A 26,675-nucleotide genomic window follows, 5' to 3' on the forward strand; every position below is an offset into this window, starting at 1 on the left:
GATCAGGAACTAGCTCATGCCTTACATCTCATTAACCATCGTCCACGAAAATGCTTAGGCTGGAAATCTGCTCATGAATCTTTCATGGACCATGTGTCGCACTTAGCTTGACAATCCGTCATGTAAAAAAAGACGCCTTTCCATGAGAAAGGCATCTGTTATGTAGAATTCTACAGGCCCTCTACATTTAGAGAGGCTGTCCATATATCAAGTTCTCTATGTAACCGATCTTCTTCGTCCTCGTTCAATTTAAGTTTAACTCCATATTGGTACTGGCCGAGTCCGAACATCCAGCCCCAACGAACGCTACCTACGAGCTGAAGCTTTTCTTCGTTTAATTGAAGATGAATCACTAGCTTTGTATCGCCCGCCGTGAATCGAAGATTTAGAGGGGTGCGCACTTTACAGCCAGATCGGCTAAGATCAAGCAACACAGCCTCTGTTAGCTTTCCGGCGCCTGGGCCACTACTACTTATTGGAACTTCAATCCAGCATTCAAGCGGCTGGTTCATTACATAGCGGAATGGTTCTTTCCTGCTGGACACATCCATAATTTCCCTCCATATCGTTTATTTGCAATTATATCGAAAGAGATTGTTGAGAACAATCTACTAAAGTGCTATTTTTAATAAGAATAAATTTATTTAACAACCTAATGAAGGTGATGAGACTTAACATGTACCAATACCTTAATGAAACGTTCCAAAAACACAATTTTGACCAAGGAAGTCTACAGGATGGGGAACTGAATAACTGTACATTTGAGCAGTGTTCCTTCAAGGGAAGCTCTATGGAAGAGATGACTTCCATCGGTTGCCGATTTATAGATTGCGATTTTACTGGAGCCATGCTCAATGCATCACACCATAAAGGCTCGGCTTTTACTAACTGTAAGTTCACAGGTGCGAATCTGTTCGTATCGAAATTTGAAGATTGTAAAATGGTAGGATCTGATTTCTCAAATGCTTATTTGGATGGGATCACACTTATCGGCGGGGACTGGTCCTACACGAACTTGAGACACACTAATCTCAGCAGACAGGATCTGCGCGGGATTCGATTTACAGAAGCCGATCTAATGGGCTGTAATTTGCAGAAAAGTGATCTTCGAGGGGCTGATCTGAGCCGTGTACAGCTGTCTCAATGCAAGCTTAAGGGGGCTGACCTACGGGACGCTGTTGTTGAGGGAATTGATTTAAAAAGTTTAGACCTGCAAGGTGTTCGTATGGATATAGATCAGGCTGTAATGTTAGCACGCTCTTTTGGGGCTAAGGTAGGAAATTAGGAATAGGGGCATCAGCTGCTAATGTTGTAGCGGTTGATGCCCCTTTAGATTGTTATCAAGAAATACATATGCACATTGTATGAAACTACTTATGTATATTTACTTTTTTAACGGTTAACGCAGTTTTTTTCTGGGTTTGGCCCACCATTTAATCCAAAGAAAACCTTCGTCATCACGGAAAAATTTAATGCCTACCCAGCGTAAGGGTGTCCATAGTTCTCTAAAGTAATATGAAGGCATAGTCTATTAGACCCTCCTATATAGTCAATTAATACTATATGTTACGCTATTTTTAATGAAACTTCAAGACAATTTTACTTATAATTACATATTATGAATCTACGAGAAGAAAAATGCTCATGTGAGCAGGACCAATAGCCCTATGTGAGTTGAATTATCAAATACTAACACGCGCTCTTTGGGCGCGTGTTTTGACGTTTATTTTGAATGGAATCTAGCAATGACGCTCTATTAGTAGGGATATGCACAAGCATTTCATTATGCTCAGCATTTAATAAAAGGAGAGGAAGTGATGAAATGACGGAGACCGAGTTTGTGGCGAAGATTGCAAATTTTGCTGTGAAGGACATGCAGATCAGTAAGGTTCCGGCATCGCTAACGATCGCTCAAGCGGCGCTGGAATCGGGCTTTGGCAGCAGCGGATTGACTGTTAAGGCCGACAATTTGTTTGGGATTAAAGGTAGCGGACCAGCCGGTAGTATTACTGTGCAAACTACTGAATATATTAATGGTAAAGCTGTTAAAGTAGAAGCTCCTTTTCGGGCCTATAACAACTGGGGAGAATCTGTCGCGGATCATTCCGCGTTGATTGTGAATGGTGTTTCGTGGAATCGTAATCTTTACAGCAAGGTACTTGGTGCTAGTGGCAAGGTAGCCGCACAAGAGATTGCTGCCGCTGGTTATGCTACCGACCCAAACTATGCAGTAAAGCTAATCCAAATCATGAATACCTACAATCTGTATAAATATGATGATGAAGCGAAGGAAGGTGATGACGAAATGTCGGCAGAGGATAAACAAAGGCTCGCTAGTCTGGAAACGGAAATAAAGGAATTGCGTGCTCTTATTGTAAGCCTTACGGATAGCAAGGATACGCTAAAAACAGGTATGCAGGTACAAGGTCAGTCGATTACTAAGCTTTCGGATCGTGTGACTTTAATCGAAGGCCGAGCAGTGATGAATGTACCCTCATGGGCTGAAGCGGCAGTAAAGGCAGCGAGTGCTGCAGGGCTGCTAGATACACCGTCAGGTGGCAGTTATGACTTCTATCGCATAATAACAGTGCTGAACCGTGCAGGCTTACTTGCTCCTGGAAGTGGAAAATGAAATAAGGAGGGTTAAACACCATGTATAATGATGCTCTCAACAGTGTGCTTGCCTTTGCTTCCGTGCTGGCTGTTTTTGTAATGGCACTTGTTCAACTTGTGAAGAATAGCGTGAAACTTCCGCGGAACATTGTACCGGTTGTTGGATTAGCTATTGGCTTGCTGGTTGGAGCAGTGGCCTATCCGTTCACTGATATGAATCTGATACTGCGACTATGGGCTGGAGGGCTAGCAGGACTTTCGGCGACGGGGTTATTTGAGCTTGCTTTTAACAAAAGGGATGGTACGAAAATAGATGATAAATAGACTCAGTCTATGAGGTATATAAAACAATCGTTTTATACAGGTATTGTGACTATGCAATCTATCGAGAACCCTAATATATTATCTTATGTCAATTATAAAGGGGGTGCAACGATGGGAACTTATCTTGATGGAAGAACGTCACAAAATGCCAGCCTCGCCAACTCTATATCTATTCCTATAACCGTTCTAAATGCTCCACAACTGTTTGGACAGATTGGGTTGTTGACTGCTGGAGTGACAACAAATCCGCGTGTGCTGCTTAAAGGAACGATCTCTGTAACGCTTCCTTTGGCTTTAGTAGGAATCACAATTACGATTGTAAGAGGGACCTTGCCAACCGATCCGCTAATATATTCTGCTACTTCAACTTTTGGTCTAAGTATATTGGCTCCGCAAGTCATAACCTTTTCAGCAGACGATTTCTTACCTGCGATCACACCTCAACTCACTTATACAGCATTTGTTTCATCTGATACTCTCGGCACAGTTCGTGTGGGTCCAGAAAGCTTTGACGCTATTTTAGTTTCTGATTAGACATCTTTACACTGACCTCGCGCAGTTTGCGGGGTTTTATTTTTAACCGTTCGCCCAATCTTCTTAGGGGATTAATACATATCCTGTGGTGTATTCTAAAATACGGAGGAGGTCTTCTCATGGGTGCAGAATTTGGTGGGGTTGGTGGCGTTTTTACTAATACAAGCGCAATCTTAGTGTTGTTCATCTTGTTAGTAATTATTTCGTGCGCATGCATTTTCTAGAGATCAAACAAAGTCTGCTTCTAGCATTTGTGCTGGAAGTAGGCTTTTTTTATGGTGTTGTCTTAATTTGATAATATGGATTAGTACTAGTTATGTTGATTTCTTGCCAGCGATTACCCCTCAACTCACTTACACAGCTCTACTAATCTTCTCAGCACAGTTCGTGTGGGTCCAGAAAGCTTTGACGGCATTTTAGTTTCTGATTAGGCATCTTTACACTAACCTCGCGCAGTTGGTGGGGTTATATTTTTAACCGTTCACCCAATCTTTCGAGGGGGTTAACACATATCCTGTGGTGTATTCTAAAATACGAAGGAGGTCTTCTCATGGGTGAAGAATTTGGTCGTGTCGGCGGTGCTTTTACTTCTACAAGCGCAATCTTAGTGTTGTTCATCTTGTTAGTAATTATTTCGTGCGCATGCATTTTCTAGAGATCAAACAAAGTCTGCTTCTAGCATTTGTGCTGGAAGTAGGCTTTTTTTATGGTGTTGTCTTAATTTGATAATATGGATTAGTACTTAGTTATGTTGATTTCTTGCCAGCGATTACCCATCAACTCACTTACACAGCTCTACTTATCTTCTCAGACAGTTCGTGTGGGTCCAGAAAGCTTTGACGGCATTTTAGTTTCTGATTAGACATCTCTACACTAACCTCGCGCAGCTGGCGGGGTTATATTTTTAATCGTTCGAGGGGGTTAATACATATCCTGTGGTGTATTCTAAAATACGAAGGAGGTCTTCTCATAGGTGAAGAATTTGGTCGTGTTCATGGTGAAGCTTTCCACATGGATCCGGTTCAATATGAGAGCGTAGTTAATGCGTTTATTGAGAAATTCGTGAAGTGAGTGTCTACTTAAGGGCTGCCGAAAGGCGGTCCTTTTATGTTTGACATACCCTTTAGCAAACTTATTGTGTGAGTTTGCTTATTATTCACAAATAAATGCAATATATAAATTGCATTATGTAATAAATATATTATAATTGAGAATAAGGGAGGGATAAAAATGAAAAAAAGTAAAATTAATGATGAACGAATTGTATCTCAAAGAAGAATGATTCAAAGTGATGCTTATCAAATATTAGTAAATTGTTTGATGATTTCAATATTGATTCAACAATTCATAATGAATGCTCCGATTGCACAATTTGCAGTTGAGTTTTTGTGTTTGATTGGTATTGGAATATATATAAGAATACGGAACTTGTCTGTGGGTGTTGATATTTGGGATTCCTCAAGTCAAACTAACAAAAAGCTGCTCATTAACAGTATTATTTCAGGTGGGATTTGTGTTTCGTTGCTTATCATTTTGGCGGGAGAAAGAAAAGTGTGGAATATGATTTTAATCTTTGTTGCTGTTACAATTGTTCATTTTCTTACACATCTTGTGTTACGGAATATAAACAAAAAAAGACAACTGCAAATCGATGATGAATTAAGCGCGGATGATGATATGGAATGCTGAAACAGTTTTTTTTAGATTTATTTATAACAGAAGCATCGAGCCCGCCATTATTGATGAGTAATTTGTTGTCAAAGGTTTAAATTTCGTGCATAATACACAACCGATAGACGTTACTGAATTGCGTTATGGCTTGTGTAGCGGTTCCATCATGAAGTGCTTGGATCCTAATTCGGAAAATATATAAATGTTTGCTCCGTAGTATATGCGAATAAGTTATAGGTACGAACATATGTAACTTCCAATCGTTAGGGATTATTAAAAGCCTCGTCAACCTTAATTGGTTAACGGGGCTTATTTGAGTTGTAAGTTAGTCGAAGGAACGTTGTGCCAATAAGCATCTGCAATAGTAGGGACATCACCCGAAACTAGTATTTTGTATTGATTATTACCTATATAATATTAACTTTTAATGTCTTTAAACATAAATTCGGGGCCCTATCTCTAGGGCCCCTTTCATGGGAGAGGAGAAACCGGACGAAGAGCTTATGGGGAAACGTAAGCCTGCTCCGCGGTTGTCTACGACATTTGTGGTGTCGATAATTACATGATGTCCCTGTAAGCCCAGTCTTATACATAAGGAAGACTTATTTATCGGAATAGTCTTGATCTTTCCATTTTTCATATCTAGACAAATTTTTTATTTCATCGCGCAAATGTGTTACGATAGGCGTGGACTTATGCCCTTTTGGGTATAACAAACAGAGACATAGAGCGGGTGATTGACGGTGAGAGTGGTATCGGGAAGTGCAAAAGGAAGACCACTAAAAAGTGTGCCAGGAAGTGGAACAAGACCTACAACCGATAAGGTGAAGGAAGCTGTATTCAGTATGATCGGTCCATATTTTGAAGGTGGAGCGGTGCTGGACTTGTTCGCAGGTACAGGTGGTTTGGGTATCGAAGCTTTAAGCAGAGGGATGGAAAGCGCCGTATTTGTAGATATGGATCCCAAGAGCATTGACACAATTCGTGCCAATTTGAAAGCAACTAATCTTGAAGCAAGTGCGCAAGTGTACCGAAATGAAGCAGGAAGAGCGCTCAGTGCATTGGAGAAGCGGGGACGCGTTTTTGATTTAGTCTTTCTAGATCCTCCCTACCGATTGAAGCACGGAGATGAGCTGATGCTGTCTATGGTAGAAACAGGAATGCTGCAAGAGGACGCAATCATTGTTCTGGAGCATGAATCAAGTTATGCCTACCCTGAGGATATCCCAGGATTTTATAGGCTGCGTCAGGCCGTATACGGAGAAACGACAATTTCTATTTATCAGTATGAAGCTAATCCTTCTGTGGAAAGCGAGACTGGTGAGGAGGTAGAGAATGAGTCAGCAAATTAGAAAAGAACGTGTTGCCATCTATCCAGGCACCTTTGATCCCGTGACTATGGGACATATGGATATTATTCGGCGCGCATCCAAGCAATTCGACCGTTTAATCGTAACGGTGCTTAATAATTTGAGTAAGAACCCGCTGTTTACTGTTGAAGAACGAACAGAGCTTTTAAGACAGGCAACGGCTGATATTCCCAATGTGGAAATCGACAGCTTTAGGGATCTGCTAGTCAATTATGTTCGTCAAAAAGATGCTCAAGTCATTGTACGTGGTATTCGTACCGTAACTGACTTTGAATATGAACTGCAAAATGCATCCATCAACCATAGTCTGGATCCGGATGCGGAAACAATCTTTATGATGACTAATCCGAAATATTCCTATTTAAGCTCCAGCGTTGTAAAAGAAATTGCCCATTTTGGTGGGAATGTGTCCGACTTCGTGACGCCTGAGGTGGAACAGGCGATGAAGCTTAAATTTAATCGAGTCGATGGCGAAAAGCACTAACGAGATATATCGCTGCGGATAATGCCAGTAGGATGATAAGTAGAAGAGATTGCAAACTAAGCAACTGTGGAAAAGAGCTCCATATGGCAGTTACATTAATGGTTCTGTTTGGTATGGATTGTGAATCAGCGAGCGCAGGCAAAGCAGCTTCACTTATTACCAAAAGTGGTTTCCATAGTAGCAGTGTTAATAAAAAAGCATAAACGCCATGCATCAGGCGAACGACAGCATAGGGGAGGAATCGGACATTTGCTTGTTTAAGCAACGTCAGCACCTGTAGCTGCGCGCAGAGACCGCTCCAGCCTAGTGCAGCAGAAAGTAAGGCCAAGCCTAGTGCTCCTGATGATCCGGCTCCGATGCTTGAGAGCCCTTTGCTTATAGCGTCGGCTCCTAAATGAATCTCGAGCAAGCTCGCTGGCAGAGCGGCTGGCAATGCAGGAAGTACAGTAGTAATAATATTGATGACCACGGCGAACATAATCATGTAACCGCCCACAACCATCAAATTTTGCACCGCTGTAGCTACTGACTCCCCAAGGAGTCTACCGAAGCTTCGGCCATCTCTTGATCGGGCTTCAGTGGCTGCAAGCTGGACACGACTGTATAATGAAGGCCTTTTGGTATTCATGTTTTCCTTTATAGAAGGTTGTGGATTGTCTAGTCGGCCATTTAACAGAGCATCTGTATAACTGGCCAGAAGTCCTGAAACCCAGTGGATAGCAAGCAGAAAGTAACCTGCTGTAGAATTATGTAGGAAAGCTACACCAATCACAATGAGCAGGGTTACTGGACTGGCGAAATGTGTAAGTGAAGCAAGACGAGCGGCTTCCTTGTCCGAAATGCTGCCCTGCTTATGAAGCTGCATTACACCTCCGGCCCCGCCGGGGAATCCAGCGGTGATTCCAAGCGCCAAAGTGAAGCCGCTCGCGCCGGGAAGACGAAAGACCTTTTTCATCAATGGTTCCAGGAGCACTCCGAAACCATGCACGAAGCCCGAAGCGGTTAGCATCTCAGACAGCATCAGAAAGGGGAGAAGTGCAGGGAATACGAGTGTCCACCAGAGCTTTAACCCTTGGAGAGAAGCCTCAAAAGTGCTCTCTGGTGAGATGATAATGGCAACGGCTAACAGGATTGCGATCACCCCGGATAGAAAAGGTGTGGAGCGATTAGCTAGCCGGCGTATTTTAATATTGTTCATTTCTAGAATCACCTCTTCATAACTTAAGGCATAGCGGATGTGTTATCAATTTATGCAGAGTAGACAACCATCATGCCAAACCACTAGTCGAAGCGGTAATGAAGTTCAAACATTCAAATCCTAAATGTGCCGTGGGAAAGAAGGGAAGAGCAGTGAAGCAGCTGAAGCATCGGCCGGGATTCCGCGCCACAGCTTACCTCTTTACGTTTGTAGTTATCGTGTATGTATTTGTTTTTATGAACACCCCGTACATTGTATATCAACCGGGTAGTGCATCTGAGATTGCACCTATGATTAAAGTGGAGAATGCTGATCCAGCTGAAGAAGGAACCTTCATGATGACTACAGTATCTGCTAGTTACGCTAATGTAGCGTTGCTGGTCGCCTCTGTTTTTAACTCCAATTCAGAGGTTGTGCGGAAAGAAACACGGTTAGGAGATAAGTCTGAAGATGAGTATGCTGCGGAGCAGGTTTTTTATATGAACAGTTCTCAATCCTACTCCGTTCAGGCGGCCTATCATGCTGCAGGAATTCCGTATGAGGATGTTGTGGATTATTTGTATGTTTTTTCAGTTCCGGTTGCCAGTAATAAAGGACAATTCCAGCCGGGTGACAGAATCATTAGTGTAGAAGGACAGAAAGTACCAGATCCAGAAGCACTTTCTACTTTACTTTCAACAAAAAAAATCGGTGATCAGGTCGCTGTAGTTTTACAAAGAAACGGTAAGGAAGTAAAGGAAAAAGTGACACTTGTCGAGATCAAAGATAAAGAAGGTACTGCTGTTCGACCTGGTTTTGGAGTCACTATAGCCGCAGTTCAAAAGGTAAAACCTAAAGAACAAGGCAAAGCGGTCAGTTTTGTGAATACGAATGTTGGCGGACCTTCAGCAGGACTGATGTTCACCATGGAGATTTACAACCGTCTAACGCCTGGTGATTTAACCAAAGGTCATAGGGTTGCAGGAACGGGCACGATCGACGCTGAGGGTGTGGTAGGTGCTATAGGTGGAGTGAAGCATAAGATTGTTGCTGCGGATCGAGAAGGGGCGGAGATTTTTTTCGTACCTGTTAAGAATTATGACGAAGCCAAAACGAAAGCTGATAAAATCAGCACATCTATGAAGTTGGTACCCGTATCGACACTGGATGAAGCACTGAAGTATATGGAGGAACTACCGGTCAAACCATGACCGGAGGTTCCAAAAAATCGCGATACATATCGGTTCTGTGAGGTTCTCGAAAAGCTCCCGCAAAAGCAGACGCGGCTTGAAGGTCTCGCTCAAGTTGTGGATGGGAGCACAGTGACGGCCGGATGACGATGGGTAAGGTTGCTTTTTGTTTCATCTCTTTAAGCAGAGTTCGTCCACTTTCTCTAAAACCAAGGATTCGAATATAACCGGGCCCCTCAGCTAGTACAGAAGGGGTCATTTCTTCCTTTGTATGATTTAGCAAAATGTGTAGCAGGAGACGTTGCAGTCGTGTATGTGTGTAACGCTTGCTCTTAAGAGCTTGAAGCAAACCCGAGATAGAGAATTGCTCAAGTTCAGGCATAAGACGAAGGATTCTATTCTCCAAACCTTCATTCATGTCTTGGATGGTTCGTAGCTCGGCAGCGGTACGTGTAGAGAGCAGGTGACGGAGGGGACCTCGGAAATGCTCCAATTCCAGAGGACCTCTACCTGCTGCATGCTCTCTTTCTAATATGGACACGCTATATTCCGGCATGTATGCTGCTGGAGAGCCACCTTCTTGCAGCAGCTTGCGAATAGCTGTGGCGCTTGCGATCGATGAGCCAACTTGCAAAGGATCATGGAATCCGGCTGCTGTTCGCGGAACAGTTAGCGGCTCGATCTTGCTATTTAGCCGCTGCAAGGCGATGAGATAATGCAAGCCAAGGCTGTTATTCGGCTGGCGCAGCAGCTCGCCAGCATCGCCGGGACTCTCCTCTTCATGGAGAGTCCCTTCAAAGGCCACCGCCGCCGCTGCACTGTACGCGGCGGGGAAGCTCGCTCCGAGCGCCATGCGGCGGCGGATCTCGCTCTGAAGTTCACTGCTTTCCTCTGCCAGATACCTGGCCAGAGGAAGCAGCGAACCCAAAGTGCCGGCTTCGGAGCCGAAGCATAAGCTGTCCACGACCCCGGTCGCTTCCAGCAGTGCGACTGCTCCGAAGGCGAACCATTCTGCCGGTTGAACGGCATAGGCCACCGGCAGCTCAATGACGAGGTCGGCGCCCATTCGTAGCGCCATCTCGGTCCGGGCCTGCTTGCTCACTGCCGCCGGCTCGCCGCGCTGAGTAAAGGGACCGCTCATGACGACGATGGCGCGCTCAGCGCCTGATAGTCTTTTGGCTTCGGTGAAGTGATGGACATGTCCGTTATGTAATGGATTGTATTCTGCTATTATTCCAACCGTTGTCACTGCTGCTTCCCTCCGTATGTAACCATTATCTGTTCGCATAAGCTGTCATTTTGATTTACACTAATAGTTATATCATAATTCTCTCCAATTCCTGAAACAATATAAAGGGAAAATGGTTGACAAAGGTATATAATACTAGGTATAATAAATTTTGTTTGTTTGGGAGTGATAAGTTATGCAGATTCACTTTCGCAAATTAGCGAATGCCGACGAACCGTTACATATTCACGATGTTGTGGATGTCAGCGAGGTAGTCAAAGGGCGCAAGGATATTCTATCTGTTGCTCCGCTCTCAGTGGACCTTAAAGCGCTGCCCGCGGGAGCCGATTGTGTGAACGTGGTGGGGAAACTGAGTGGAGATGTGGACATGTTATGTTCACGTTGTCTCACGGAGGTCAAAAGTGATTTGAACATTCCTTTTGCTGAGACTTTCAAGTGGCTTAAGCAGCCAGTTCTTCCAGATGATGACGAAGATGAGGAACTCATTTACGTCAAGGATGAGGTTGTGGATCTTATTCCTTATGTGGAAGAAAATTTCGTACTGCACTTACCGGATTCGGTATTGTGCAAGGCAGACTGTCTTGGTCTTTGTCAGAAATGCGGACAGAACTTGAACGAAGGCACCTGCAGTTGCGACAACACAGTGATCGATCCTCGACTCGCTGGGTTGAAAGACTTTTTCAAATGAAACATTACAACAAAACACATTCTGCTCTGAGGAGCAGGCTGACAGAAATATCACAAGGAGGTGGAACACATGGCAGTACCACAACGTAGAACGTCTAAAACACGCCGTGACAAACGTCGCACCCACTTTAAGTTGGTTGTGCCGGGCATGGTGAAATGCGAACAATGCGGAGAGTTGAAATTGGCTCACCACGTATGTAAAGTTTGCGGAACTTACAAAGCAAGAGAAATCATCAAACAATAGTTTCGGAATAAGTAGTACTTCACTATCGGTGAGGTACTATTTTTTTTGAAATATAAGAATATATAAGTTTCACGCTATACATTATCCTTATATTTTTTGCACAAACGCTTACCGTCTATTAGGGACGCCGAAGGCGTTTATGCTTATCCAAACATAAGCCGCCCAGAAGTCAATGCTTTATTTTTGGTGCGGCATGCTTTATACTACATATTAGTACCTGGTTCTAAATAATGTTTATGGTTATTTGACCTAATATAACAGCGGCCATTCAAGCGGCCGAATGCTTTCTTTAAAATATAAGAAAGTATAAGTTATGCACCTATACTTGATGTCTTATATTTCTCGCTTAAACGCTTATCGTCCATAAGGACGCCGAAGGCGTTTATGCTTGGCACGTGCCAGGAGGTGAGCCGCAATCGAGCGGATGTCCAAGAAAGAACGTCAGCAACAGCTGCTACATATAATCGCAGGTAATCCTTTTGTAACGGATCGGGAATTGACTCGTCAGCTAAAAGTTAGCATTCAGACGATTCGGTTAGACCGAATGGAGCTGGGGATACCGGAACTGCGTGAACGAATGAAGCAAATGGCAGAGCATTCCTATGATCAGGTGCGCTCTTTGCCTGCGGATGAAGTCATCGGAGACATTGTGGATTTACAATTGGACAAGAGTGGGATTTCGATATTTGAGATTCGCGAAGACCATGTGTTCTCTAGAAATGGGATCGCTCGTGGTCACTATGTGTTTGCTCAAGCGAACTCGCTTGCGGTTGCCGTAATCAACGATGAAATTGCTCTGACCGCTTCAGCCGATATACGTTTTGTACGCACAGTTCAGCTAGGTGAGAAGTGTATTGCCAAAGCACAGGTGCGGTCACTCGCTGGTAGGGGTGGCAAAGCAGAGGTGGACGTATTCACCTATGTCGGAGAAGAACTAGTGTTTCAGGGCCATTTTATAGTGTATCGGTCCGCAAATGATGAACACAGTGAAGGGGGTAACCATAGTGCTGATCGCCATTGATGCCATGGGCGGGGACAACGCTCCTGAATGTAATGTCGAGGGGGCGTTGTCCGCAGCCGCGGAATGGAAAGATACGCAGATTGTGCTCGTTGGTGACGAAGCCAGATTGGAGCCACTACTCAAAGACAAGCCATCTAATCTGACAATACGTCATGCAGGAGACGTCATTGGTTCTGATGAAGAGCCAGTTAAGGCAGTTCGTCGTAAAAAAGACTCATCCATGGTTGTAGCTGGACGAATGGTGCGTGAAGGTGAAGCGGATGCTATGATTTCGTCGGGTAACACGGGTGCGCTAATGACTACAGGACTCCTCGTAGTTGGCCGGATGCAGGGAATTGAACGTCCTGCACTGGCGCCTATGATTCCAACGCTTGACGATGTTGGCGTACTGGCTCTTGATCTTGGTGCTAACATGGATGCGAAGCCTGAACATCTGGTACAATATGCGCTGATGGGCAGCATTTATCGGAGCAAGGTTCATGGTATTGCTAAGCCGCGTGTGGGACTTCTGAATGTAGGGACGGAGCCTGGAAAGGGTAACGAACTGACGAAAGAAGCTTATCCGCTGCTTGAGAACTTGCCAGGCATTCATTTTATCGGTAATGTTGAGGCACGTGACGTACTGACAGGGAATTGCGATGTGCTTGTCTGCGATGGATTTGCCGGTAATATTTTGCTAAAGTCTCTTGAGGGTACGGCGGGTGCTTTGTTCTCTTTGCTCAAGGAGCAATTTAGTCGTTCTCTGAAGACTAAGCTTGGTGCGGCTATGCTGATGCCGGAGCTTAGAGCTCTAAAGGGTAAAATGGATTACAAAGAGCACGGTGGTGCTCCACTACTCGGTCTTAGCGGATTGGTAGTGAAGGGCCACGGATCTTCTGACGGAAATGCAGTTAAGAATGCGGTAAGACAAGCGCGGATTGCTCTACAAGCCGATCTTGTGCCAAGTATATCCAAGGAAATTAGCGGGAAGTGAGTGACGACATGAGACAGTTGCGACCGGTTGGGATTATAGGAACTGGGAAATATGTACCTGAGAAAATATTGACAAATAGCGATCTGGAAAAAATAGTGGAGACTAACGATGAGTGGATCGTCAGCCGGACAGGCATCCGTGAGAGACATATTGCTGCGCCGCACGAGGCAACTTCTGATCTAGCGTATGAAGCAGCACTCAAGGCACTTGATTCCGCTGGAATGAAAGCCGAAGATTTGGATCTTATTATTATTGCAACAGTAACACCTGATAGTGCTTTCCCTTCTACAGCCTGCATTTTGCAGGATAAATTGGGTGCTAAAGGCGCTGCGGCGTTTGATTTGTCAGCAGCCTGCTCTGGTTTTGTATACAGCTTAGCTACAGCGGTTGGATTCATTCAGAACGGAATGTACAACAATGCACTTATTATAGGTGCGGATACTTTATCCCGCATCACAGATTATACGGATCGCAATACTTGTGTCTTGTTTGGTGATGGAGCAGGTGCAGTTATCATTGGTGAGGTTCCAGAAGGTCGTGGTTTCCAATCCTTTGATCTGGGTGCTGAAGGCTCTGGAGGGAACTTGCTTAAGCTAGAAGCCGGCGGTTCGCGCTTACCTGCCTCTCAGCAAACCGTTGAAGATAAGAAGCATTTCATTTATATGAATGGCCGTGAAGTATTTAAATTTGCAGTTCGTGTAATGGGCTCAGCTACAGAACGTGTGCTTACTAAAGCTGGTCTGGGTAAGGAAGATGTTGATCTGTTCGTACCTCACCAAGCGAATATTCGTATCATTCAATCCGCTATGCAGCGTCTTGATTTGCCACCAGAGAAATGTGTGATCAATGTTGATAAATATGCCAATACTTCGGCTGCCTCCATTCCACTAGCTCTTGTTGAAGCGGCGGAAGAAGGACGTATGAAAGAAGGCGACACCGTCCTGATGGTTGGATTCGGCGGTGGCTTGACTTGGGGCGCATCTGTATTGATCTGGTAAGAAGCTAAGACCGTTATACGGGAAGGAGTTCAGACTTATGAGTAAAATTGCTTTCGTCTTTCCCGGTCAGGGAGCACAAGCAGTTGGAATGGGCAAGGATATTTATGATGCTCTTCCAAAGAGCCGTGCAGTGTTCGAGAAAGGGGATGAAGTTCTCGGATTTCCACTAAGCAAGCTGATTTTTGAAGGACCGGACAGTGAGTTGAAGCAAACGGTAAACACGCAACCAGCGCTTCTTACAGCAAGCGTAGCCTATCTTGAAGCTCTACGTGAACAAGGTTTGAAGCCGGATTATGTTGCTGGTCATAGCCTTGGTGAATACAGTGCACTAGTAGCTGCGGGTGTGTTGTCATATGAAGATGCTATAACACTTGTACGCTTGAGAGGCCGTTTCATGGAAGAAGCTGTTCCAGGAGGCCAAGGTGCAATGGCGGCAGTGCTTGGTGCTGAACGTGAGGCACTGGCAGCATTATGCCAAGCTGTATCTGAAGAAAGTGGTGTTGTAGAACTGGCTAACGTCAACTGTCCGGGCCAGATTGTTGTTTCCGGATCTCAGGAAGGCGTTAACGGTGTTGTGCAGCGTGTTAAAGAAGCAGGTGGTAAGCGTGCGATTCCACTAGAAGTAAGTGGACCATTTCACTCTTCTATGATGAGAGTTGCTGCAGATCGTTTGGCAGAAGAGCTGAAGAAAGTAACCTTCAATACTCCAAATGTACCTGTCATCGTTAATGTTACTGCATCACCAGTAACAGATCCCGAAGAAATTCGCGAATTGCTTGTTCGTCAGGTGTATTCTCCTGTGCTTTGGCAGGACAGTATTGAATGGTTGATTGCGGATGGTGTAGACACTTTTGTTGAGATTGGTTCTGGCAGTGTTCTGGCAGGTCTCATCCGCAAAATAGACAAAACAGTCAAAGTAATCAACATTAATACACTTGAAAGTGTCCAAACTGTTTTGTAAGAAATGGTTTAACATTTAAACAACAGCATCATGATTGAAAGGGGATTAGACTATGTTCTCAGCATTGCGGGGCCAAACAGCCCTTGTAACTGGCGGCTCACGTGGGATTGGTCGTAGTATCGCGCTTGCTCTTGCAGAACACGGCGTAAAGGTGGCTGTGAACTATGCAGGAAGTGAGGCGGCGGCAAACGAGACTGTGGCTCGTATTGCCGAGCTTGGCTCGGAGGGGATTGCACTCCGTGGAGATGTCGGCAATAGTGAACAGGCCGAGAGCCTTGTGAAAGAGGTTCTTAATACCTGGGGACGTATTGACATTGTTGTCAATAATGCCGGCATTACTAGGGACAACCTGATTATGCGCATGAAAGAGGAAGAGTTCGATCAAGTGATCGAGACGAATCTAAAAGGTGTGTTTAACTGCCTTAAGGCAGCTACACGTCCGATGATGAAGCAACGTTACGGTCGAATCATTAATATTTCCTCGGTTGTGGGTGTAACAGGAAATCCTGGGCAGGCTAATTACTCTGCAGCTAAGGCTGGTGTCATCGGTTTAACGAAGGCATCGGCTCGTGAGCTTTCTTCGCGGGGCATCACCGTCAACTGTATCGCTCCTGGGTTTATTGATACAGATATGACACGTGAGCTCTCTGAAGAGGTTCGCAGTGAGCTAGAGAAGGGCATTCCACTAGCTCGCCTTGGGCGTCCGGAAGAGATAGCTATGGCAGTTGTATTCCTGGCTTCAGAAGGCGCCGCTTATATGACCGGCCAGACACTACACGTGGATGGCGGGATGTATATGTAATTCTCCTTTTAAAATATAAGAAAGTATAAGTTTCACACTATACTTTATCCTTATATTTCTCGCTTAAACACTTACCGTCCTTATATGGACGCCGAAGGCGTTTACGCTTGGGAGAAGTTACACTGTTTTAAAGATGAAATGTGAGGGATCAGGAAAGCGTTTTTTGCGGTCTATGGTATTTTGACCTCATATCTCGTATAATACCAAAAGAGGAGGTGAACCGGATGTCCGATGTATTAGAGCGTGTAAAACGCATTGTCATCGACCGCTTAGGTGCCGATGAAGCTGAGGTAACATTAGAAGCGTCTTTCAAAGATGATTTAGGTGCTGATTCTCTTGATGTAGTAGAATTGGTTATGGAATTGGAAGATGAATTCGACATGGAAATCTCTGATGAAGATGCAGAGACGATTACGACCGTGGGTGAAGTTGTGAAGTACATACAATCTCATACCTAGAGTCATATGATTGAGAGTCCCGTTCCAACTTGGGCGGGGCTTCTCCTCATTTATACAGCATTAAAGATGTATTAAAGGTTGCCATGTGCAGCTTTATAGGGATTATAACAGAACCGCGGAAGCTTTAATGATGCGGTGATCGCTGTTCATATAGTAATAATCTGCAGTATATAAGTACTGAATATAATGTATACAGCCTATAGATGGGGTGATTGTGTTTGAATCATAGAGTGGTTGTAACCGGGATGGGCGTAATTACGTCACTGGGGAAAGACTTGGAGACGTTCTGGGATAATCTGATGAGCGGTAAATCAGGTGTATCGATGGTTGAAACGTTTGATGTCAGTGAATACACTACGCAAATTGCTTCATCAGTTAAAGACTTTGATCCTGAGGCGCTTTTTGGCCGCAAGGAAGCCCGCAAAATGGACCGTTTTGTACAATTTGCAGTGGCTGCCGGTGAAGATGCATTGAGAGACAGTGGACTTAAGATCGGTGAAGATATCGATGCTGAACGGATCGGTGTATCTGTTGGTTCGGGTATCGGTGGTCTTGGTACTTGGGAAGACAATCATAATCTGTTGCTTGAAAAAGGGCCAAAACGGGTTAGCCCGTTCTTTATCCCGATGATGATCGCTAACATGGGTTCTGGGCAGCTGTCCATTAACCTCGGTGCAAAGGGACCGAATACGACTACAGTGACAGCCTGTGCTACAGGAAGTCATTCCATTGGGGAATCATTCCGTCTGATTCAACGTGGAGACGCGGATGCTATGATCTGCGGCGGTTCGGAAGCGACCATTCGTCCAACAGGAATGGCAGGATTCTGTGCAATGAGAGCGATGTCCACTCGTAATGATGAGCCGGAGAAGGCTAGTCGGCCGTTTGATGTAGATCGCGATGGTTTCGTTATGGGAGAGGGCGCTGGGATCTTGATTCTGGAATCCCTTGAACATGCTGAGAAACGTGGAGCGAAGATTTATGCTGAGGTAATCGGCTATGGCCTAAGCGCTGATGCTCACCATATGACTGAACCGGATCCAGATGGTGCAGCTCGCTGCATGAAGATGGCAATCCGTGATGCTGGTATCTCTCCTGAAGATATTGATTACATCAACGCACATGGTACTTCAACGCCTGTAGGAGATCGATCAGAAACGGCTGCTGTTAAGAAAGCATTAGGTGAACATGCCTATAAAGTAGCTATTAGCTCAACAAAATCCATGACAGGTCATCTTCTAGGTGCTGCTGGTGGAGTAGAAGCTATTATCTGCGGACTCTCTTTGCAAAAGGGCATGATTGCTCCAACGATTAATTTGGACAACCAGGACCCGGAATGTGATTTGGATTATGTACCAAATGTTCCACGTAAAGCGGATCTTGATATTGTAATGTCGAATTCGTTTGGATTCGGGGGACATAACGCGACAGTTATTCTAAAAAAATATAATCAGTAAGGGGACAGCGCGGTGAAAGGAGAACTGAAGCAGTTACAACAGCAACTTCAAATCCAATTTCACGATTCTGTGCTTCTGAAGCAGGCCTTTACCCATGCATCCTATGTGAATGAACACCGTTTTAATCAGCATCAGGACAATGAGCGTCTCGAATTTCTAGGGGATGCTGTACTGGAGCTGACGGTTTCTGAATATTTGTACAATCTGTTGCCAGATCGACCTGAAGGGGAACTGACCAAGCTACGTGCCGCTATCGTGTGCGAGCCTTCGCTGGTTAAGTTCGCTGAGAGTTTAGGTTTTGGCCGTTATGTACTGCTGGGAAAAGGGGAAGAACTTACGGGCGGACGTACTCGCCCGGCCCTGCTGGCTGATGTGTTCGAATCCTTCGTGGGAGCGCTTTATCTTGACCAAGGGCTGGAAACTGTACGGTCTTTTCTTGATAATCACGTATTTCCACTTGTGGAGACGGATGGGAAACTGCAAATGCAGATGACCGATTATAAGACGGAACTGCAAGAGCTAATTCAGCAGCACAATATGGGTACGTTGGAATATCGGATCATTGAAGAACGGGGACCCGCGCATGAGCGTGAATTCGTCTCTGAAGTGTTAATGACTAACCGTTCACTTGGTAAAGGGAGCGGCCGCTCGAAGAAGGAAGCAGAGCAGCAGGCTGCAGCAGCTGCACTGTTGCATCTGAAAGAAGATGGTGCCTGAATTTTGCATCATGTGGACAAGCGGAGGAGAGCAGCAAAGGTCTGAATACCGGCGTTTAGGCGGAGCTCAGACCGTTGCTGCTCTTTTTCGAAAGAATAGCCAAGCTTCATTTTGAAGCTATTTTAGGCGAATAAACGCTATGGTATAATGGGTCAGAGGTGATAGGCAAGTATGTTTTTGAAACGGATAGAATTAGCTGGTTTTAAATCATTTGCCGACAAAACAGAAATGGAATTTGTGCGCGGAATAACGGCCGTAGTGGGTCCGAACGGAAGCGGCAAGAGCAATATTTCTGATGGCATACGCTGGGTGCTCGGCGAACAGAGTGCTAAATCACTGCGTGGCGGCAAGATGGAAGATATTATTTTTGCCGGTAGTGACGCGCGTAAAGCTGTGAATTATGGTGAAGTATCACTTACGCTCGATAATGAGGATCACACGCTTCCACTGGATTTCAGCGAAGTTACAGTGACTCGGCGTGTTCACCGTAGTGGTGAGAGTGAATATTTAATTAATAAGCAATCCTGCCGACTGAAGGATATCACAGAGCTATTCATGGATACCGGTATCGGGCGTGAGGCTTATTCGATTATCGGACAGGGTCGGATTGAAGAGATTCTGAGTACTCGTTCCGAGGATCGGCGAGGCATCTTTGAAGAGGCATCGGGAATTGTAAAATATAAATCGCGCAAAAAAGATGCAAGTCGAAAGCTTGACGACACGGAGCAAAACTTGCTTCGTATTCACGATTTGATTAGTGAGCTTGAGGATCAGATTGGTCCCCTTAAGGATCAATCGGAGAAGGCCATTCGCTTTAAAGAGCTTCGGGAACAACTGAAGCATCAGGAAATTTCAGTCTATGTGCATCAGATTGAAGGTATTCACACAGCTTGGCAGGAAGGCAACGCTAAGCTCGAAACTTTAAAGGATGAGCAACTGGAGTTATCTACAGTTGTCTCAGCCCATGATGCCAAGCTGGAAAGCGGACGTGCTGAACTGCGCGCGTTAGAAGAACAGATCGAGAAGCAGCAAGAACAATTGCTCCGTTATAGTGAGGCTTATGAGAAGAGCGAAGGTTACGGGGAAGTGTTGAAGGAACGCAAGCGTAATCTTGAGAGTAACCGTGAACAGTTAATGCTCACATTAGGTTCTGTAGGTGAGCGTTCTGCGGATCGACAACGTGAGCTTGGAGATTTAGAAGCAAAGCTCGAAGCATCCCGGCTTAAGCTTGTTGAGCTTCGGAAACAGATCGAAGCGGAAGAAGCAAGACTCGAAGGTGTCGCTGACGGTATTAGTCAGAGCCAGGAGGAGAAACTGAAAAGTGCTCTCCTGGAGTTAATGAACCTTATGGCGAATGCACGTAACGAAATTCGTTATGCGGATCAACAGAAGGAGAACCTGGAACGCCGTATGAGCCGCAGTGAAGAAGAAAGCGGCAAATGGACTGCACGGCATGAAGAGTTGTCTGCTAGCCAGAAAGGGCTAAAAGACAAGATTGCCCAGCTTGGAAAAGAACTAAGCAATCTTCGTGGTGCTTATATTACTGAAAGTGAACAACTTAGTAAACGTCAGAAGCTGATTGAAGAGACGCAATCAGGTCTGAGAAAGTGGGAACAGAAGCGGGAAGCACAAGTCTCCCGTCACGAGACCATGAAAGAAATGCAGGATGATTTCGATGGCTTTATGCTTGGGGTTAAAGAAGTTCTCAAAGGAGCTCGTAAAGGGCAGCTTAACGGTGTGCATGGTGCGGTTGCTGAACTCATCTCCGTTCCGGAGAAGCTGGAAATGGCTGTTGAGACTGCGCTGGGAGCATCGCTGCAACACGTGGTTATGGATAATGAGAGCGTGTCTCGTCAAGCGATATCTTTCCTGAAGCAACGTCAATTGGGACGAGCTACTTTTCTACCACTCGATGTTATCCGGCCACGCCAAATTTCCGGTAGCGACCGAGGAATGGTGGAAGATGCTGAAGGTTTTGTTGGAATTGGTTCCGAACTCGTTGGGTACGATGATAAGTATGCAAGTATTGTTGGCAGTTTGCTTGGTAATGTAGTTATTGCTGAGAGCCTGGAGCAGGCAAACCGCATCGCCGCTAGATGCCAATATCGTTATCGTGTGGTTACGCTAGAGGGTGATGTAGTCAATGCCGGGGGCTCCATGACTGGTGGTAGCCAGCATAAGAAGAACAACAGCTTACTTAGTCGTAAACGCCAGCTGGATCAGCTGAGCAGTGAGATCGAAGAGAGCGAGCGTCAAATTGTTAAGCTGAAACAAGGCATTGCCAGACTTCGTGAAGAGCAGGAGAACGCTAGCGTGAAGCTAGAGGACCTGCGCCGTGACGGTGATGAGAAAAGACTGGAAGAGCAACGTGTTTCTGGCGATTTGAAGCAGCTTGAACAGGAGCTTCGGCATGTGCAGGAACAAGTGGAGAGCACAGGCGCGGAACGTAGTGGCTTTGAAAGTGAGGTCCGTACGCTTGAGGAGACCCGGAAACAAGCCTCTGCTGAGCTTGAACGTCTCGAGAAGGAAGAGAAGGAAGCTCATGAGGGTATCCGTAATGCCGAATCGGCGCGTAAAGCGAATGAATCAGCTAAAGAAGAGTTGCAAGGTAAGCTGACCAGTATGAAGGTTTCGGAAGGCAAGCTCGATCAGGAGATCTTCTCCCTGGAGGAGCAATTACGTCGTTTAAGACAGGATGCGGGTTCACAGGATAAAGAGCTGCGCCAGAATCGAAATCTGTTACATACGATCGAACAGGATTTGGCTAGTAATGCTTTGGAAACCGTGAAACAGAAAGAAGATTTGAATAGTTATCGTCTGAAGAAGGAAGAGACAGCCGGTACTTTGGATTTAGCTCGGGCGGAACGTTCAGCGTTAACCCGTAAGCTTGAACTAGAGGAGGGCAAGACCAAGGATCAGCGTCAGGCACTTAGAGTCGTGGAGGACAAGCTGCGTTCTACTGAAGTTTCTGTGGGTCGTCTCGATGTTGAACTTGATAATATTCTTCGTAAGCTGAGTGATGACTACGAGCTAAGCTATGAACTAGCGAAGCAGCGTTATCCTGTGCCCGAAGATGTGCCTGCCGCACAAGCAGATGTACAGCGTCTGAAACGCAGTATTTCTGCATTGGGCGAAGTGAACTTAGGTGCGATTGAAGAATATCAGCGTGTTCATGAGCGTTATACCTTCCTCAGTGGACAAAAAGATGACCTGGTCGAAGCTAAGACTACCCTGTATCAAGTCATCCGTGAGATGGAAGATGAAATGTCCAAACGCTTCAAACTGACCTTTGACGCCATCCGTAAACAATTCGGTACGGTGTTCTCGAAGTTGTTCGGTGGTGGACGAGCTGATCTCATGCTGCTAGATCCAGAGCATATGCTTGAAACAGGTATAGATATCGTGGCCCAGCCACCAGGTAAAAAGCTTCAAAACCTGCAGCTCCTTTCCGGTGGGGAACGCGCCTTAACTGCGATGGCTCTGTTGTTTGCTATTCTGCAAGTGAAGCCGGTTCCGTTCTGCGTACTGGATGAGGTAGAGGCTGCGCTAGATGAAGCGAATGTTGTACGTTTTGCTCAGTATTTGCGTGAGTTCTCGGAACAAACGCAATTTATCGTCGTTACACACCGCAAAGGAACGATGGAAGAGGCGGATGTGCTCTACGGAGTGACGATGGAAGAAGGCGGAGTATCCAAGCTTGTCTCTGTACGTTTAGAGGATGAGGAAGCAGAGATCGCTTAACAGCTTGCCAAAATGATGTTTTTTGTAAGTGTCTGCTTCCGAAGTTAGTTTTGTACGAAGCTAAATCAATGAAGAGTTCCTATACAAAACTTAAGTACATGCTTCCGAGGCAAGTTTTGTACGAAGCTAAACCAATGAAGAGTTCCTATACAAAATTTTTAGGAGGAAACAAATGAGCTTTTTCAGGAAGTTAAAAGAAAGCATTTCCGGCAAAACGGAAAGTGTAACCAAACAATTCCGCGACGGATTAGAGAAAACCCGTAAAGGCTTTGTCGAGAAGGTAGCAGACCTGATTATCCGCCGTAAAAAAATAGATGAAGAATTCTACGAAGAGCTGGAAGAAATCTTGATTGGTGCGGACGTAGGTGTTAATACAGTAATGACACTTGTCGAGGATCTGCGCGCCGAAGTGAAGCAAAAGCGAATTGAGGATGCAGCTGAGCTGCAACCCATTTTGTCCCGTAAGCTCATGGAATTACTGCGCGGCGATGACGATAATAGCCTGAAGGAAAATCCGGATGGCATTACAGTTATCTTGTTCGTTGGGGTAAATGGAGTAGGTAAGACGACTACGATCGGTAAACTAGCACATCGTTACAAACAAGAGGGTAAAAAAGTCCTTTTGGCCGCAGGGGACACGTTCCGTGCCGGAGCGATTGAACAGCTCGAAGTTTGGGGTCAACGTGCTGGCGTAGACGTAATCAAGCAACAAGCTGGCTCTGACCCAGCTGCTGTTATGTTCGATGCAGTTCAAGCGGCTAAGCAGCGGAATGTAGATATCTTGATTTGCGATACGGCAGGCAGACTTCAGAATAAGAGCAATCTGATGGAAGAGCTCAACAAGATTTTTCGCGTTATTCAAAGAGAAATTCCTAGTGCTCCGCATGAAGTTCTGATGGTGCTAGATGCGACCACAGGTCAAAATGCGCTTACTCAAGCCAAGCTTTTTGGTGAAAAGAGTGGGGTAACAGGGCTCGTCTTGACGAAGCTGGATGGTACAGCTAAAGGCGGAATTGTTGTAGCCATTCGTCAGGAAATGAACTTACCAGTGAAGCTCGTAGGGCTCGGAGAAAAGATGGAAGACTTGCAGCCATTTGATTCTCAGCAGTTCGTGCATGCTCTTTTTGCCGGATTAATTGCCGAGGAAGAGTCAGAGGAATCGGAAGAGTAAGTTTAATCCATACCGACACATGATCATAAAGAAGTCATATTTACAAGGAATGTCCTCGGAGCTATATTTAGTTTATGAGGGCATTCCTTTTTTATAAAATGCTTGTTAGTGTTAATGTAGTGACCTCTAAGGAATTCTTAAAAAGTACAAATGCATCGCGTAGGGTATCCCTTTAAATAACAGCTTTCCCTCACTAATAAGCCTCCAGAAGCGATATTCTATAAATGAGGTACTGATAAATAAATTCCACTGCCCTATAATTGCACCTACAATAAGTCCTGCATTTACGAAATGATCTCCCTGTTCATTCCTTTGCAGTTGCAGAATTAAGGATAGAATGTCTTCGTCATAGTATGTTTCGGGAACATTCGTTAGCTGACCTTTGGACCAGACTCGAAGCATATCCTCAGTGTTGCTGATTTCTTGCCACTCCCGTTCATACTGTTTTCTCTGCGCGGAGGTAAGGGGTTGCGTATTTTCGGTGTTTTTGATAATAGTTTGCATAGCTTCATTTGGGAGCTGACCTAGGGACTGGGGAGATAGGCCAATACTAAATTGTTCATCAATCCCTGGGAGCTCCCCATAAGCTTCGATTGGATTTATAACATGAATAGTTTGCTTCCTCTCTCTAAGAACAGAAAGTGCAAATCGTAAACCTGTCTGATCATGGGAGTTGTCTCCGCACCAAATAGTGATTTTTTTGTCCTCGGGAATTTCTTTTAAGGTCTGAATCATGGTTTCCAGTTTATGCTGGGGATTAAGATGATAACCCTGATCCGGAAATCGTTCCTGAAACCATAACTCACGGGCATGACACCCTTCATCATTATGTAATTTGCACAGCGGCCCAGCAGAGAACGTTTCATTAAATGAAAGTACTCTTATTAAATGACGACTACCCACACGACTAAGTGTAACCTTCATCGAACCAGCTTCTGACAAGCCAAATAAAAGAAAAATATGATTTCGCATAGCCTCTTCCTGCTCCATGGTCATAGTATATTTGTGATCCATTTGTTCACTCTCCTAACGCTCCAAATTATACCATATAACTGAAATCACCTTCCCAGACAACTATATAAATATTTCAACATATGAAAAATTCATAATAGAAAAGCTTGTCACTACTCCTGCATACAATTCAATGAAGAAACTACATTTCAGCTCCGGCGACCTATATAAGAGAGAAAGGAAGCGATTCCAAAACGCGGAAATATTCAGAGATTACATTTCTCTGTTATATATATTGACATCGACAATAGAATTTACGTATTATGGGAATGGAAAACAATATTTCCATGGATATTTTCAGAAATTAAAGTATAGTTTGTTAGTAAAGATAACATTTATCGAAAGGAGTCGGGCTCATGTCCAAATTAGATCCGCTGCCAGGTCTGTCTCCGTATCCGCTGCAACATTTTTTCGATGAAATGTATGCAGATAAGAGAAATGTCCGGCCGCATTACAGACATGTGAATCGCATGTTTTCCGGAATGAGCTCCGAAGAGCTGCAGGGTAAGCAGAATTTGATGCAGCGCAGGATGATGGAGGAAGGAATTACTTTTACGCTATACAATCCGGCTCAGGATCATCCCATGGAGCGTACGATTCCCTTCGATATGATTCCACGCATTATTCCTAAGAATGAATGGGAGAGGCTAGAGGCTGGAATTATTCAGCGTATCACGGCTTTGAATCTGTTCATTCATGATATCTACCATGAGCAGTACATCGTAAAGGATGGAATAGTCCCAAGGCGTATGATCATCTCCAACTGTTATTTCCGTCCAGAAATGGCTGGTCTAAGGGTGCCTGGTGGAGCCTACATCACTACCTCGGGAATCGATCTGATCCGCCATCATGATGGGCAATATTATGTGCTTGAAGATAATCTACGAACACCTTCAGGTTTTTCATATCTTTTTAAAGGCAGAACCCTTATGAATCAGTTGTTTCCAGAATTGTCCTTTGCCAGCTCCATCCGAGATGTTGATCATAGCCTGAATCGCTTCTTATCCGTTCTACGTAGTTTATCACCCTCACGAAAGTCAGATCCGGTTATAGCACTTCTTACACCTGGGGAATACAATTCTGCTTATTATGAGCATGCTTTTCTAGCACAACAAATGGGTATACATTTGGTTGAAGGACGAGATTTGGTTGCAAAGGATCACAAAATATATTTGAAAGAAATGAACGGACTTCGCCGCGTAGATGTACTATATCGCCGTTTGGATGATGATTTCATCGATCCGTTAGCCTTTCAGCCGGATTCACTTCTAGGGGTGGCGGGTCTGATGAATGCGTATAGGGCAGGGAATGTAGCGATTGCTAATGCCCCGGGGACTGGTGTTGCTGATGATAAAGCGATGTATGTCTATGTACCGGATATGATTCGTTATTATCTGAATGAAGAACCGATTCTGGGAAATGTCCCGACCTATTTGCTAGGAAGACCTGATGAACGTTTATATGTCCTTGAGAACCTATCTGAAATGGTTGTTAAGGAAACCTCTTTATCCGGGGGATATGGAATGTTGATCGGAAGTGAAGCTACGAAAGAGGAACTAGCTGAATTCCGAATGAAGATTATCGCCGACCCGGAACGTTATATTGCGCAGCCGATCATGTCTCTATCTAGAGCACCGGTATTGTCAGGTGGAACAATGGCACCGAGACATATCGACCTTCGAGCTTTTGTATTAATGGGTGCTGACCGGAAGCCACATGTTATACCTGGGGGATTGACACGGGTGGCTATGAAAGAAGGGTCTTTGGTCGTAAACTCCTCGCAAGGTGGTGGCGTAAAAGATACTTGGGTCATGGCTTGATA

The 26,675-nt window shown here is 45.0% G+C and carries 26 protein-coding genes and 1 pseudogene; 23 read left to right on the forward strand and 4 right to left on the reverse strand.

Translation table 11 applies throughout. From position 1 onward, the window contains the following. Window positions 1-111: pseudogene (locus L1028_RS27535) on the forward strand (IS30 family transposase); the annotation flags it as partial. A gap of 59 nt (window positions 112-170) precedes the next feature. Here the strand turns inward: L1028_RS27535 and L1028_RS27540 are convergent. After that, the gene (locus L1028_RS27540; RefSeq protein WP_234541154.1) at window positions 171-551 is read right to left on the reverse strand and encodes a PilZ domain-containing protein; all 381 of its coding nucleotides are present in this window, start codon (window positions 549-551) and stop codon (window positions 171-173) included. 125 nt (window positions 552-676) lie between these two features. Between L1028_RS27540 and L1028_RS27545 the strand changes: the two genes are divergently transcribed. From L1028_RS27545 to coaD, 8 genes are all read left to right on the forward strand, one after another. Beyond that, the gene (locus tag L1028_RS27545) at window positions 677-1,285 is read left to right on the forward strand and encodes a pentapeptide repeat-containing protein (protein WP_234541155.1); all 609 of its coding nucleotides are present in this window, start codon (window positions 677-679) and stop codon (window positions 1,283-1,285) included. Window positions 1,286-1,822: 537 nt separating this feature from the next. Further along, a complete protein-coding gene (locus L1028_RS27550; protein ID WP_234541157.1) occupies window positions 1,823-2,632 on the forward strand; it encodes a glycoside hydrolase family 73 protein in 810 nt (269 codons plus the stop codon). 20 nt (window positions 2,633-2,652) lie between these two features. Then, complete coding sequence (locus L1028_RS27555) at window positions 2,653-2,937, forward strand: holin (RefSeq protein ID WP_234541158.1); 285 nt, start codon at window positions 2,653-2,655, stop codon at window positions 2,935-2,937. Between the two features lie 111 nt (window positions 2,938-3,048). Continuing rightward, window positions 3,049-3,471 carry a hypothetical protein gene (locus tag L1028_RS27560; RefSeq protein WP_234541159.1) on the forward strand — a complete coding sequence of 141 codons (423 nt, stop codon included), beginning with the start codon at window positions 3,049-3,051 and terminating at the stop codon, window positions 3,469-3,471. A gap of 550 nt (window positions 3,472-4,021) precedes the next feature. After that, the gene (locus L1028_RS27565; RefSeq protein WP_234541160.1) at window positions 4,022-4,126 is read left to right on the forward strand and encodes a YjcZ family sporulation protein; all 105 of its coding nucleotides are present in this window, start codon (window positions 4,022-4,024) and stop codon (window positions 4,124-4,126) included. Between the two features lie 575 nt (window positions 4,127-4,701). Continuing rightward, entirely contained in the window at window positions 4,702-5,160 is a 459-nt protein-coding gene (locus tag L1028_RS27570) for a DUF6773 family protein (protein ID WP_234541161.1), read from the forward strand. Between the two features lie 725 nt (window positions 5,161-5,885). Further along, window positions 5,886-6,494: a 16S rRNA (guanine(966)-N(2))-methyltransferase RsmD gene (rsmD, locus tag L1028_RS27575; protein ID WP_234541162.1), complete on the forward strand. Its 609-nt coding sequence runs from the start codon at window positions 5,886-5,888 to the stop codon at window positions 6,492-6,494. Next, entirely contained in the window at window positions 6,478-6,996 is a 519-nt protein-coding gene (gene coaD, locus L1028_RS27580; RefSeq protein WP_234541163.1) for a pantetheine-phosphate adenylyltransferase, read from the forward strand. Before rsmD ends, coaD begins: the two co-directional genes overlap by 17 nt. On the opposite strand, the gene L1028_RS27585 is transcribed toward coaD, so the two are convergent. Beyond that, window positions 6,968-8,194: a nucleoside recognition domain-containing protein gene (locus L1028_RS27585; protein ID WP_234541164.1), complete on the reverse strand. Its 1,227-nt coding sequence runs from the start codon at window positions 8,192-8,194 to the stop codon at window positions 6,968-6,970. The genes coaD and L1028_RS27585 overlap by 29 nt on opposite strands. 152 nt (window positions 8,195-8,346) lie before the next feature. Between L1028_RS27585 and L1028_RS27590 the strand changes: the two genes are divergently transcribed. Next, complete coding sequence (locus L1028_RS27590; RefSeq protein WP_234541190.1) at window positions 8,347-9,384, forward strand: SepM family pheromone-processing serine protease; 1,038 nt, start codon at window positions 8,347-8,349, stop codon at window positions 9,382-9,384. Here L1028_RS27590 and L1028_RS27595 read toward each other — a convergent pair. Then, window positions 9,374-10,612, reverse strand: a complete 1,239-nt coding sequence (locus L1028_RS27595; protein WP_234541191.1) for a nucleotidyltransferase — start codon at window positions 10,610-10,612, stop codon at window positions 9,374-9,376. The two genes, L1028_RS27590 and L1028_RS27595, sit on opposite strands and share 11 nt — an antisense overlap. 175 nt (window positions 10,613-10,787) lie before the next feature. Here L1028_RS27595 and L1028_RS27600 point away from each other — a divergent pair, with 175 nt between their 5' ends. The 12 genes from L1028_RS27600 to ftsY all read left to right on the forward strand — a co-directional run bounded on the left by L1028_RS27600 (window position 10,788) and on the right by ftsY (window position 23,842). After that, complete coding sequence (locus tag L1028_RS27600; RefSeq protein ID WP_234541165.1) at window positions 10,788-11,300, forward strand: YceD family protein; 513 nt, start codon at window positions 10,788-10,790, stop codon at window positions 11,298-11,300. Window positions 11,301-11,369: 69 nt separating this feature from the next. After that, window positions 11,370-11,543 (forward strand): 50S ribosomal protein L32, encoded by a 174-nt coding sequence (rpmF, locus tag L1028_RS27605; protein WP_019911234.1) that lies wholly within the window; start codon window positions 11,370-11,372, stop codon window positions 11,541-11,543. A 424-nt stretch (window positions 11,544-11,967) separates the two neighbouring features. Further along, window positions 11,968-12,564: a transcription factor FapR gene (gene fapR, locus L1028_RS27610; RefSeq protein WP_042127208.1), complete on the forward strand. Its 597-nt coding sequence runs from the start codon at window positions 11,968-11,970 to the stop codon at window positions 12,562-12,564. Continuing rightward, window positions 12,548-13,537, forward strand: coding sequence for a phosphate acyltransferase PlsX (plsX, locus tag L1028_RS27615; RefSeq protein ID WP_042187701.1), 990 nt, complete (start codon window positions 12,548-12,550; stop codon window positions 13,535-13,537). Before fapR ends, plsX begins: the two co-directional genes overlap by 17 nt. Before the next feature lie 8 nt (window positions 13,538-13,545). After that, window positions 13,546-14,535, forward strand: coding sequence for a beta-ketoacyl-ACP synthase III (locus L1028_RS27620; protein WP_234541167.1), 990 nt, complete (start codon window positions 13,546-13,548; stop codon window positions 14,533-14,535). Between the two features lie 37 nt (window positions 14,536-14,572). Beyond that, complete coding sequence (gene fabD, locus L1028_RS27625; protein ID WP_234541168.1) at window positions 14,573-15,496, forward strand: ACP S-malonyltransferase; 924 nt, start codon at window positions 14,573-14,575, stop codon at window positions 15,494-15,496. A 52-nt stretch (window positions 15,497-15,548) separates the two neighbouring features. Continuing rightward, window positions 15,549-16,298 carry a 3-oxoacyl-[acyl-carrier-protein] reductase gene (gene fabG, locus L1028_RS27630; RefSeq protein ID WP_234541169.1) on the forward strand — a complete coding sequence of 250 codons (750 nt, stop codon included), beginning with the start codon at window positions 15,549-15,551 and terminating at the stop codon, window positions 16,296-16,298. Window positions 16,299-16,522: 224 nt separating this feature from the next. Continuing rightward, window positions 16,523-16,756: an acyl carrier protein gene (locus tag L1028_RS27635; RefSeq protein ID WP_036686493.1), complete on the forward strand. Its 234-nt coding sequence runs from the start codon at window positions 16,523-16,525 to the stop codon at window positions 16,754-16,756. A gap of 218 nt (window positions 16,757-16,974) precedes the next feature. Further along, on the forward strand, window positions 16,975-18,213 hold the full coding sequence (gene fabF, locus L1028_RS27640; protein WP_234541170.1) for a beta-ketoacyl-ACP synthase II: 1,239 nt from the start codon (window positions 16,975-16,977) through the stop codon (window positions 18,211-18,213). Window positions 18,214-18,225: 12 nt separating this feature from the next. Continuing rightward, entirely contained in the window at window positions 18,226-18,930 is a 705-nt protein-coding gene (rnc, locus tag L1028_RS27645; protein WP_042127220.1) for a ribonuclease III, read from the forward strand. Between the two features lie 171 nt (window positions 18,931-19,101). After that, window positions 19,102-22,671 carry a chromosome segregation protein SMC gene (smc, locus tag L1028_RS27650; protein WP_234541171.1) on the forward strand — a complete coding sequence of 1,190 codons (3,570 nt, stop codon included), beginning with the start codon at window positions 19,102-19,104 and terminating at the stop codon, window positions 22,669-22,671. 172 nt (window positions 22,672-22,843) lie between these two features. Further along, entirely contained in the window at window positions 22,844-23,842 is a 999-nt protein-coding gene (gene ftsY / locus L1028_RS27655) for a signal recognition particle-docking protein FtsY (RefSeq protein ID WP_042187710.1), read from the forward strand. A gap of 126 nt (window positions 23,843-23,968) precedes the next feature. On the opposite strand, the gene L1028_RS27660 is transcribed toward ftsY, so the two are convergent. Next, window positions 23,969-24,856, reverse strand: a complete 888-nt coding sequence (locus L1028_RS27660) for a DUF1835 domain-containing protein (protein ID WP_234541172.1) — start codon at window positions 24,854-24,856, stop codon at window positions 23,969-23,971. 353 nt (window positions 24,857-25,209) lie between these two features. Here L1028_RS27660 and L1028_RS27665 point away from each other — a divergent pair, with 353 nt between their 5' ends. Continuing rightward, window positions 25,210-26,673 (forward strand): circularly permuted type 2 ATP-grasp protein, encoded by a 1,464-nt coding sequence (locus L1028_RS27665; protein WP_042127226.1) that lies wholly within the window; start codon window positions 25,210-25,212, stop codon window positions 26,671-26,673. Window positions 26,674-26,675 lie beyond the last annotated feature (2 nt).

Origin of the sequence: Paenibacillus pseudetheri (genome assembly GCF_924513355.1) — a bacterium.
GTDB classification, from domain to species: Bacteria; Bacillota; Bacilli; order Paenibacillales; family Paenibacillaceae; genus Paenibacillus_AQ; species Paenibacillus_AQ pseudetheri.

Bases quoted from the DNA above. Each gene is read 5' to 3' on its own strand.
- L1028_RS27560 (WP_234541159.1), top strand. From the start codon at position 3,049: ATGGGAACTTATCTTGATGGAAGAACGTCACAAAATGCCAGCCTCGCC.
- L1028_RS27600 (WP_234541165.1), top strand. From the start codon at position 10,788: ATGCAGATTCACTTTCGCAAATTAGCGAATGCCGACGAACCGTTACAT.
- fabG (WP_234541169.1), top strand. From the start codon at position 15,549: ATGTTCTCAGCATTGCGGGGCCAAACAGCCCTTGTAACTGGCGGCTCA.
- L1028_RS27555 (WP_234541158.1), top strand. From the start codon at position 2,653: ATGTATAATGATGCTCTCAACAGTGTGCTTGCCTTTGCTTCCGTGCTG.
- fapR (WP_042127208.1), top strand. From the start codon at position 11,968: ATGTCCAAGAAAGAACGTCAGCAACAGCTGCTACATATAATCGCAGGT.
- L1028_RS27635 (WP_036686493.1), top strand. From the start codon at position 16,523: ATGTCCGATGTATTAGAGCGTGTAAAACGCATTGTCATCGACCGCTTA.
- L1028_RS27550 (WP_234541157.1), top strand. From the start codon at position 1,823: ATGACGGAGACCGAGTTTGTGGCGAAGATTGCAAATTTTGCTGTGAAG.
- L1028_RS27565 (WP_234541160.1), top strand. From the start codon at position 4,022: ATGGGTGAAGAATTTGGTCGTGTCGGCGGTGCTTTTACTTCTACAAGC.
- L1028_RS27545 (WP_234541155.1), top strand. From the start codon at position 677: ATGTACCAATACCTTAATGAAACGTTCCAAAAACACAATTTTGACCAA.
- L1028_RS27570 (WP_234541161.1), top strand. From the start codon at position 4,702: ATGAAAAAAAGTAAAATTAATGATGAACGAATTGTATCTCAAAGAAGA.
- L1028_RS27660 (WP_234541172.1), bottom strand. From the start codon at position 24,856: ATGGATCACAAATATACTATGACCATGGAGCAGGAAGAGGCTATGCGA.
- coaD (WP_234541163.1), top strand. From the start codon at position 6,478: ATGAGTCAGCAAATTAGAAAAGAACGTGTTGCCATCTATCCAGGCACC.
- rpmF (WP_019911234.1), top strand. From the start codon at position 11,370: ATGGCAGTACCACAACGTAGAACGTCTAAAACACGCCGTGACAAACGT.
- L1028_RS27540 (WP_234541154.1), bottom strand. From the start codon at position 551: ATGGATGTGTCCAGCAGGAAAGAACCATTCCGCTATGTAATGAACCAG.
- ftsY (WP_042187710.1), top strand. From the start codon at position 22,844: ATGAGCTTTTTCAGGAAGTTAAAAGAAAGCATTTCCGGCAAAACGGAA.
- L1028_RS27620 (WP_234541167.1), top strand. From the start codon at position 13,546: ATGAGACAGTTGCGACCGGTTGGGATTATAGGAACTGGGAAATATGTA.
- L1028_RS27585 (WP_234541164.1), bottom strand. From the start codon at position 8,194: ATGAACAATATTAAAATACGCCGGCTAGCTAATCGCTCCACACCTTTT.
- fabD (WP_234541168.1), top strand. From the start codon at position 14,573: ATGAGTAAAATTGCTTTCGTCTTTCCCGGTCAGGGAGCACAAGCAGTT.
- L1028_RS27665 (WP_042127226.1), top strand. From the start codon at position 25,210: ATGTCCAAATTAGATCCGCTGCCAGGTCTGTCTCCGTATCCGCTGCAA.
- smc (WP_234541171.1), top strand. From the start codon at position 19,102: ATGTTTTTGAAACGGATAGAATTAGCTGGTTTTAAATCATTTGCCGAC.